Origin of the sequence: Streptomyces sp. NPDC007095, from assembly GCF_040634475.1 — a bacterium.
Taxonomy (GTDB): domain Bacteria; phylum Actinomycetota; class Actinomycetes; order Streptomycetales; family Streptomycetaceae; genus Streptomyces.
Genome location: NZ_JBEYFS010000126.1, coordinates 26,444 through 34,710, shown reverse-complemented (window position 1 = coordinate 34,710; position 8,267 = coordinate 26,444). Strand labels below are relative to the sequence as shown.

Sequence of the window (8,267 nt, the reverse complement as noted above, 5' to 3'; positions counted from 1 at the left end):
ACGCCCTCGCCGCAGCCATCGAAGCCGACCGGGCAAGCTACCGATAGGGCTGCGGCTCCTCATCCGCTTCGCCTCAGGGCTCAGTACGCGGCATACCGCCCCAGTCCGGGGCGGGGGCGTTGGACGGGGACGGCTCGGAGCCGCCCCAGGTCTGGGTGCCGTTCACGGGCGCCCCCCAGCCCTCGGCCGGCTGCGGGGCCGGTGCCGCCGACGGGTCCGGTCCCCACGGCTGGTCCCAGGTCTGACCGCCCGCCGGGACCGCCGGAACGGCCCGGTCGCCCGTCATGCCCGGCAACAGCGGCTCGCCGCCGTCGGAGGGCAGCACGATGCCTTCGCGCGCCGTGCGCGCCGAGGGCTGCTCGCCCTGTCCACTCTGCGTCACCGGGACTCCTACTAATGGGGGACCTTCGGAATCGTCGGCTCACGCTACCGGGTCCCCACGCGCCCGTGCCACGCAGCACGGGGCGTTACCCCCGCCCGCTGTGACCGGGGTAACGAATACGCCCCACCGAGCGCTGTATCTGACTCCTCCCACTCCAGGCGCCTTCGTTCGCCCGGCGTTCACGCCTGTGCACACCGTGTGTTCACCGACGCACACACGATCCGCTCACGCCGCCGCCTGCAACTCCAGCCGCGCCCCGAACTCCCTTACCACCGCCTCGTCCCGGTACGGCTCCAGACGCTGCTGGAAGTCGTCCAGGTATTCGGCGCCGCGGTTGGAGCGGAGTGTGCCGAGAAGTTCGACCGCGCGCAGACCTGTGTGGCATGCCTGTTCCACCTCGCGCTGCTGGACCTGTGCGGTGGCCAGCAGGACGTAGCCGATGGCCCGGCGGCGGGCCCGCGACTCCGGGTGCCCGGCGAGGGACTCCTCGGCGCAGCGCGCGGCGGCCTCCGCCTGACCCAGGTCACGGTGGCAGTGCGCCAACTCGTCGGCGAGGTAGGCCTCGTCGAAGTGCGCGATCCACGTCGGGTCGTCCCCGGAGGCCGCGTCGGCGCCCTCCAGCGCGGTGATCGCACGCCCGGACGCCACCTGAGCGGCGCGCGCGTCGCCCATCAGGGCGTGCCCGCGCGCCTCTGCGGCGTGGAACATCGACTCCGCGCGCGGTGTCACCCGCCCCCGCGCCCCCTCCTGCGCCGCGCGCGCCAACTGCGCGATCTCGCGCGGGTTGCCGAGCTGCGCCGCCAGGTGGCTCATGGACGCGGCCAGCACGTACCCGCCGTATCCCCGGTCCCCGGCCGCCTGGGCGAGCCGCAGCGCCTGGATGTAGTACCGCTGGGCGAGGCCCGGTTGACCGGTGTCGATGGCCATGTAGCCCGCGAGTTCCGTCAACCGTGAGACCGCCGAGAAGAGTTCGCGTCCGACGCCCTCCCGGTACGAACCCGCGAGCAGCCCGGAGACCACGCTGTTGAGGTAGTGCACGACGACCGGGCGTACATGCCCGCTGCCGTACTGGTGGTCCAGGTCCGTGAGCGCCTGGGTCATCGCGCGGACCGCCGCCACGTCCGAGAGCCCGACCCGCGGGCCCGCCGCACGCGCCACCTGCGAGTCCGGCGCGGAGATCAGCCAGTCGCGGCTCGGCTCGACGAGCGCGGAGGCGGCGACGGACGAGCCGGACAGGAAGTCCCTGCGTCCGACGTCACTGCGCCACAGCTCACACACCTGCTCGATGGCGCCGAGGACGGTCGGCGAGAACTGCAACCCCACGCCCGACGCGAGGTTCTTGCCGTTGGCCATGCCGATCTCGTCGATCGTGACCGTACGGCCCAGCTTGCGGCCGAGCGCCTCGGCGATGATCGCGGGAGCGCGTCCCCTCGGCTGCTGACCGCGCAGCCAGCGCGCCACCGACGTCTTGTCGTAGCGCAGATCGAGGCCGTGCTCGGCGCCGCACATGTTGACCCGGCGGGCCAGGCCGGCGTTGGAACAGCCCGCTTCCTGGATGAGCGCCTGCAGCCGTTCGTTCGGCTGCCTGGCGACGAGAGGCCTTGCGGCCATGGCGTACCCCCTGTGGCTGCGGTGCCTGCCCACGCACCGAGTTGACGTGTCCTCATCGGCCAACCGCAGCGAAGGAAGTCGGCCATGAAGATCAATGCCCCGCCGACATACCGAAGATGCGAGACATGTGAGGATTGCCGGAGTAAAGGCGGCTGCCCCGACCCCACCCCTGGTTACCCACCGCCCGCTGCCGTTCCCCCTGCGCGCCCCCGCCCGTGCATCCATGCGCCCCACACGCGGGAACGATGCCCCTCCCCCGCGCACGGGACCCCCGTAACCCCCTGTGGCAGCTAGAGTTGTGTTCATCGTGGAAGAGACCATCGCGGGGCCCGAGGCCGTCCAAATCCCGAAGCAGCGTGGCGAATCATTGCTTGACACCGCTGTGCGATATGCCGAAGAGCGCCACTGGGACGTGTTCCCGGGCACGTGGCTGGAGGCCGTCGACGGGATGCAACGCTGCTCCTGCGGCGAGGCCACCTGCCTCACGCCGGGCGCACACGCGGCGCGCGAGGACTGGGCGACGCAGGCGACGGGCAGTGCGACCGTCGCGCGCCGGATGTGGTCGAAGCAGCCGAACGCGTCGATTCTGCTGCCCACCGGGCGTACGTTCGACGCGATCGATGTGCCGGAGACGGCCGGATTCCTCGCGCTCGCCCGCATGGAGCGGATGGAACTGACGCTGGGGCCGGTGACGTGCACGCCGGACCGGCGCATGCACTTCTTCGTCCTTCCCGGCGCGGCGACGAAGGTCCCCGACCTGGTACGCCGACTGGGCTGGCCGCCCGCCTCCCTCGATCTGGTCACCCTGGGCGAAGGCTCGTACGTGGCGGCTCCGCCCACCCGGTTCGGTTCGCGGGGTGCGGTGCAGTGGGCCTGCCGGCCGACGCCGGCGAACCGGTGGCTGCCGGACGCGGAGGAACTGATCTCGCCGCTCGCCTACGCGTGCGGCAGGGATCGATGACCGTGGTTCGGCGCCGTTCTTGAGCCGCGGGTTCGTCGTGGCTGGTCGCGCAGTTCCTCGCGCCCCTGAAACCTTGCCCCTTAGGGTGCTCACATGGCCGAGCAAACAGGGGCAGACGTTCCCGCCGTACGCGTACGCGGGCTCTGGAAGCGGTTCGGGGAGCAGGTCGCCGTCGCCGGGATCGATCTGGAGTTGCCCGCGGGGCGGTTCATCGGGCTCGTAGGGCCCAACGGCGCGGGCAAGACGACCACCCTCTCGATGGTGACCGGTCTGCTCAGGCCCGACCAGGGCGGCGTCGAGGTCGTCGGCCATGACGTGTGGCGCGACCCGGCGGCGGTGAAAGCCCGGATCGGCATACTCCCCGAGGGCCTGCGGCTCTTCGAACGGCTCTCCGGGCGTGAGCTCCTCGCCTACACCGGCCGGCTGCGCGGCCTGCCCGGCGCCGAGGTCGACAAGCGCACCACCCAGCTCCTCGACGTCCTCGACCTCGCGGGCGCCCAGCACAAACTCGTCGTCGACTACTCGACGGGCATGCGCAAGAAGATCGGCCTCGCCGCCGCTCTCCTCCACAACCCCGAGGTCCTCTTCCTCGACGAGCCGTTCGAGGGTGTCGACCCCGTCTCCGCGCAGACCATCCGCGGCGTCCTGGAGCGCTACACGGCATCGGGCGCCACGGTCGTCTTCTCCTCCCACGTCATGGAACTCGTCGAATCGCTGTGCGACTGGGTGGCCGTCATGGTCGCGGGGCGTATTCGCGCGCACGGCCCGCTCGCGGAGGTCCGCGGCGACGCGCCCTCCCTCCAGCAGGCGTTCCTCGAACTGGTCGGCGCACAGGGCCGCGACCGCGGGTCCGACCTGGACTGGCTGGGCGGCGGGGCGACGCGATGAGCACGGGTGTCTCCGAGGCCTCCATCACCCCCGTCGTCGTACGGCTGAAGCTGTCGCTGCTGCGCAACGGGCTGCGGCAGTCGGCCGGGCGGCGGGCCGCGTACATCACCTCGGTCGTCGTCGTCCTCCTCTTCGCCGCCCTCCAGCTGCTCGGCCTCATCGCCCTGCGCGGCAACGCGCACGCCGCGTCCGTCACCGTCCTGCTGATCGCGGTCATGGCGCTCGGCTGGGCCGTGATGCCGCTGTTCTTCCCCAGCGGCGACGAGACCCTCGACCCGACCCGGCTCGTCATGCTGCCGTTGCGACCGCACCCGCTGGTCCGGGCGCTGCTCGTGGCCTCGCTGGTCGGTATCGGACCGCTGTTCACCCTGTGCCTGCTGGTCGGTTCCGTGATCTCCGTGGCGCACGGCACGGCGGCGTACGTCACCGGGGCCGTGGCCGTGCCGTTGGCGCTGCTCGTCTGTGTGGCCCTCGCGCGGGCCGTCGCCGCCGCCAACATCCGGCTGCTGTCCAGCCGCAAGGGCCGCGACCTGGCCGTACTGAGCGGCCTCGTCATCGCGATCGGCGCGCAGCTCGTCAACTTCGGCGCGCAGCGGCTCGGTTCGGCGGGCGGACTGTCCCGGCTCGACCCGGCGGCGGACGTGCTTCGCTGGGTGCCGCCCGGGTCGGCGATCGGAGCCGTGGACTCGATGAGCAGGGGCTCGTACGGGGCGGGGGTCGCCCAACTCGTCCTGAGCGTGGCGGCGCTGGTGGGGCTGCTGGCACTCTGGTCGAGGCACCTGACCCGGCTGATGACCTCGCCGGACGGGTCGACGTTGCAGGCGGGCGAAACCGCGGCGCGGGAGCGGGTTCCGACGGACGGGCTGCGCCGGCTGCTGCCCTCGGGGCGCACCGGGACCGTGATGGAGCGCAGTCTGCGGTACGTGTGGCGCGACCCGAAGACGAAGGCCGCGTGGGTGACCTCGCTGGCGATCGGGCTGATCGTGCCCGTGTTCAACGCCTTGCAGGGCACCGGCTCGATCTACTTCGCGTGCTTCGCTGCCGGGATGCTCGGCATCCAGATGTACAACCAGTTCGGTCAGGACACCTCCGCGTTCTGGATGGTCGCGATGACCATCGCGTCCCCGCACGACGCCTACGTCGAACTGCGCGGGCGTGCGCTGGCGCTGCTGATGATCACCCTTCCGTACGCGACGCTCGTGACCGTGCTGACGACGGCGATGCTCGGCGACTGGTCCAAGCTGCCCGAGGTGCTCGGCCTGTCCTTCGCGCTGCTCGGCGCGATGCTGGCCACCGGCGCCTGGTCCTCGGCCCGCTTCCCGTACTCGATCCCGCAGGAGGGCTACAAGAACGTGGCCCCCGGGCAGGCGGGCCTCGCCTGGATCGCCATCTTCGGCGGAATGGTCTCGGCGGCGCTGCTGACCGCTCCTGTCATCGCCCTCACGATCTGGCTGAACGTGACGGTGGACGGGGACCGGTGGAGCTGGCTGCTGCTGCCGCTGGGGGCCGGATACGGGGCGCTGATCACGGTGTTCGGGCTGCGGATGGCGGCGCCCCGGACGGCCCGGCGGCTGCCGGAGATCCTGGCGGCGGTCAGCAAGGGCTGAGCCGACGGGGAGGGCGGCGGGAATTCGACGACAGGACCTAGCGGTCCTGGCCGGTGAGTACGCCGTCGAGGAAGGGCTCGATCGCGGCGCGCCACGCCTCCGGCTGGTCGTAGTGCACGAGGTGACCGGCGTCGGCCACCTCCGCGTACCGGCCGTGCGGCAGTACGCGAACCATCTCCTGGGCCTCGGCCCGGCCGAGCTCGCCGTCGAGGCCCCGTACGACCAGTGCGGGGCACTGGACCTGGGCGAGCTCCTCCCAGTGGGCGTCGTACACCCAGGTCTGGCGGGACTTGAGCATCTGCTCGGGTTCGAAGACCGGGCGCCAGCCGTCGGCGGACTCGTGCATCACCTCTGCGTAGAACTCGCCGCGGGACGGGTTCGGGCGCTCCACCCAGGGGTCGTCCTCGCCGAACCACTTCCGTACGTCGGCGAGCGTGGCGAAGGGCATGGGCCAGGCCTTGAACCAGTCCTCCCACTCACGCTGCGACGCGGCCCCTAACGCCGAGGCCCGCATGTCGCAGATGATCAGCCCGCGGACGAGGTCGGGGCGCTTGGCGGCGAGCTGCCAGCCGGTCAGCGCACCCATCGCGTGGCCGATGAGGACGGTCGGGGCGAGACCCAGCTGCTCGAGAGCGGCCTCGGCGTCCTCGACGTAGGCCTCCCGTGTGTACTGCCCCTCCGGCGCCTTGTCGCTCTGGCCGTGGCCGCGCTGGTCGAGGGCGACGGCGCGGTGCCGCTCGGAGAGCCAGCGGGCGGTGGACGCCCAGTGGGAGGCGCGGCCCATGAGGCCGTGCAGAAGCAGCACGCCGGGGGCGGGCGGGGTCCTGGGAGGGTCGGTCTTGGGAGGATCGGCGAACTCCCAGGCGGCGAGGCGCAGACCGCCCGCGCCCGTCACGTCGATGCGCCGCACCATAGGTCTGGCACCCCCCTAGCTCGCTCGGACCGCTCGCTCCCGCTCGAGCCGGCCGGTCCACTCGTAACCGCTTCCTGCCGCTGCCGTACCGCTGAGTCTGCTGATGTGCTGCTCTACGTGTACCCGATTTGCCTGTGATACGCCGCAAGATTATCGAATGGGTATTCGAAAATACTCCTCTCGGCGGCAACACCCCTCGTTCGAGTGACCACCCTCGGGGATTGACCGCCGCCGCCGAGGGGAGATCTTCAGCGGGAGGCGGACCGCTCGGGGAAATCGGTCCGAAGGGGATGACCCTGGGAGCTCGGGGCTCCGGGTCAGCACAGGGGAGGACAGGCCCCGGCGCCGTAAGGCGCCGGGGCCCTCTCCACATCTACGGCACATCCTCCCCGCCCCCTCCCCAACCGTGCGACATCCCTCTTGGACACGGTCAAGAGCCCTCAGGTCATATGCCTCACGGGCCAGCCTCGCACGCAAACGGTCCCGGCGCTGCGATTCCGCACACTGAATCTTGGTTTCGGCCATGTCGCGAAGGCATCACAACTACCCCTGTGGTCGCGGGAGTTGACATGACCGAGGTGAGTCGACGGAGGTGCGGGGAGGGGGTGGAGCGTTGGGTCATCACAGGCGGACGACACGCTCCACGGCGAGCGACCTGCGCCATGGCGCCCACGCCCGCGCCCGGCGCGTCGAACGGAGCGCAGGGTCGTCCCCCGACGCGCGGTGCGCAGTCCGGAACGCCGTCGGCCCTCGACGGGCGAGCCGGGTCGCCACCGATCCACGCCAGGCGAGCCGGGCGGCCACCGACGCACGACGGTCGGCGGGCGCCCGGAGGCCGACCCGGGGTTCGACGGATGCCGGACCCCGCGGCCCACCCCCGGGAGCTGCCCCTCGCGGGCTCAGGGCCGGGAAACCCGCACCCGGGGTGCGAGGCCTCCCACGATCACCGGATGTCAGCGCTTGGCGACGAACACGTGGGACGCGACGTCCGACTCCAGCTCCGCCGCCTCACCACCGCTGCCGACGAGCACGCCGCCCGCCGACTCCGTCACGCTCACCACGGAGCCGGGCTGCACACCCGCGCGCCGCAGCGTGTACATCAGCTGCGCGTCCGTCTGGATGGGCTCGCCGATCCGGCGTACGACGACGGTCTTGCCGTCCAGGCCGGGGTCGAGCTCGGCCAGCGACACCATGCTCTCGTCCAGGAACGGGTCGGCGCCGTCCTTCTCGCCGAGCTCCTCCAGTCCGGGGATCGGGTTGCCGTACGGCGACTCGGTCGGGTGGCGCAGCAGCTCCAGCACGCGCCGCTCCACCGCCTCGCTCATCACGTGCTCCCAGCGGCACGCCTCGGCGTGCACCTGCTCCCACTCCAGACCGATCACGTCGACGAGCAGGCACTCCGCGAGGCGGTGCTTGCGCATCACGCGGGTGGCGAGGCGTCGGCCCTCCTCGGTGAGCTCCAGGTGCCGGTCGGTGGCGACCGCCACCAGACCGTCGCGCTCCATGCGCGCCACCGTCTGGCTGACCGTCGGCCCGCTCTGGTCGAGCCGCTCCGCGATCCGGGCGCGCATGGGGACCACGCCTTCCTCCTCCAGCTCGAGGATGGTGCGGAGATACATCTCCGTGGTGTCGATCAGTCCGGACATACGTGCCCCTTGATTAGCTCTGCCGAAGGCTCGGTGGCTCACCGGCGTGTGCGCTGGCCCTGAACTCAATTCTGACGCATACCACTGACAAGCGTGCCTCGCCGTTGAAACCACGGAGTTACGGGTGCCCCTGCGGACGCCCCGCGGGGTGCCTGCGCGGACACCTCCGCAGGCCGTATTGACAGCGCGCTGGTCCAGACCGCAACGTGATCCGCGGCACAACGCGTGACCCAGCGCCCACCCGACGCCGACGAGACTT

At 71.5% G+C, this 8,267-nt stretch carries 6 protein-coding genes and 1 pseudogene; 3 read left to right on the top strand and 4 right to left on the bottom strand.

From position 1 onward, the window contains the following. Positions 1–169: 169 nt before the first annotated feature. Positions 170–382, bottom strand: a pseudogene (locus tag ABZ656_RS34805) (hypothetical protein); the annotation flags it as partial. A gap of 225 nt (positions 383–607) precedes the next feature. Further along, positions 608–1,993, bottom strand: a complete 1,386-nt coding sequence (locus ABZ656_RS34800) for a hypothetical protein (RefSeq protein ID WP_054235642.1) — start codon at positions 1,991–1,993, stop codon at positions 608–610. Positions 1,994–2,291: 298 nt separating this feature from the next. On the opposite strand from ABZ656_RS34800, the gene ABZ656_RS34795 reads away from it, so the two are divergent. The 3 genes from ABZ656_RS34795 (at position 2,292) to ABZ656_RS34785 (ending at position 5,449) form a co-directional block, all read left to right on the top strand. After that, entirely contained in the window at positions 2,292–2,954 is a 663-nt protein-coding gene (locus ABZ656_RS34795; RefSeq protein WP_101404417.1) for a bifunctional DNA primase/polymerase, read from the top strand. A 93-nt stretch (positions 2,955–3,047) separates the two neighbouring features. Next, complete coding sequence (locus tag ABZ656_RS34790) at positions 3,048–3,842, top strand: ABC transporter ATP-binding protein (protein ID WP_101404416.1); 795 nt, start codon at positions 3,048–3,050, stop codon at positions 3,840–3,842. Then, entirely contained in the window at positions 3,839–5,449 is a 1,611-nt protein-coding gene (locus tag ABZ656_RS34785; protein ID WP_360273336.1) for a transporter, read from the top strand. The genes ABZ656_RS34790 and ABZ656_RS34785 overlap by 4 nt, the downstream gene beginning before the upstream one ends. A 37-nt stretch (positions 5,450–5,486) precedes the next feature. Here the strand turns inward: ABZ656_RS34785 and ABZ656_RS34780 are convergent, their stop codons facing one another. Then, positions 5,487–6,362, bottom strand: a complete 876-nt coding sequence (locus tag ABZ656_RS34780) for an alpha/beta hydrolase (RefSeq protein ID WP_101404414.1) — start codon at positions 6,360–6,362, stop codon at positions 5,487–5,489. A 953-nt stretch (positions 6,363–7,315) separates the two neighbouring features. After that, entirely contained in the window at positions 7,316–8,008 is a 693-nt protein-coding gene (locus ABZ656_RS34775; RefSeq protein WP_054235646.1) for a metal-dependent transcriptional regulator, read from the bottom strand. Positions 8,009–8,267 lie beyond the last annotated feature (259 nt).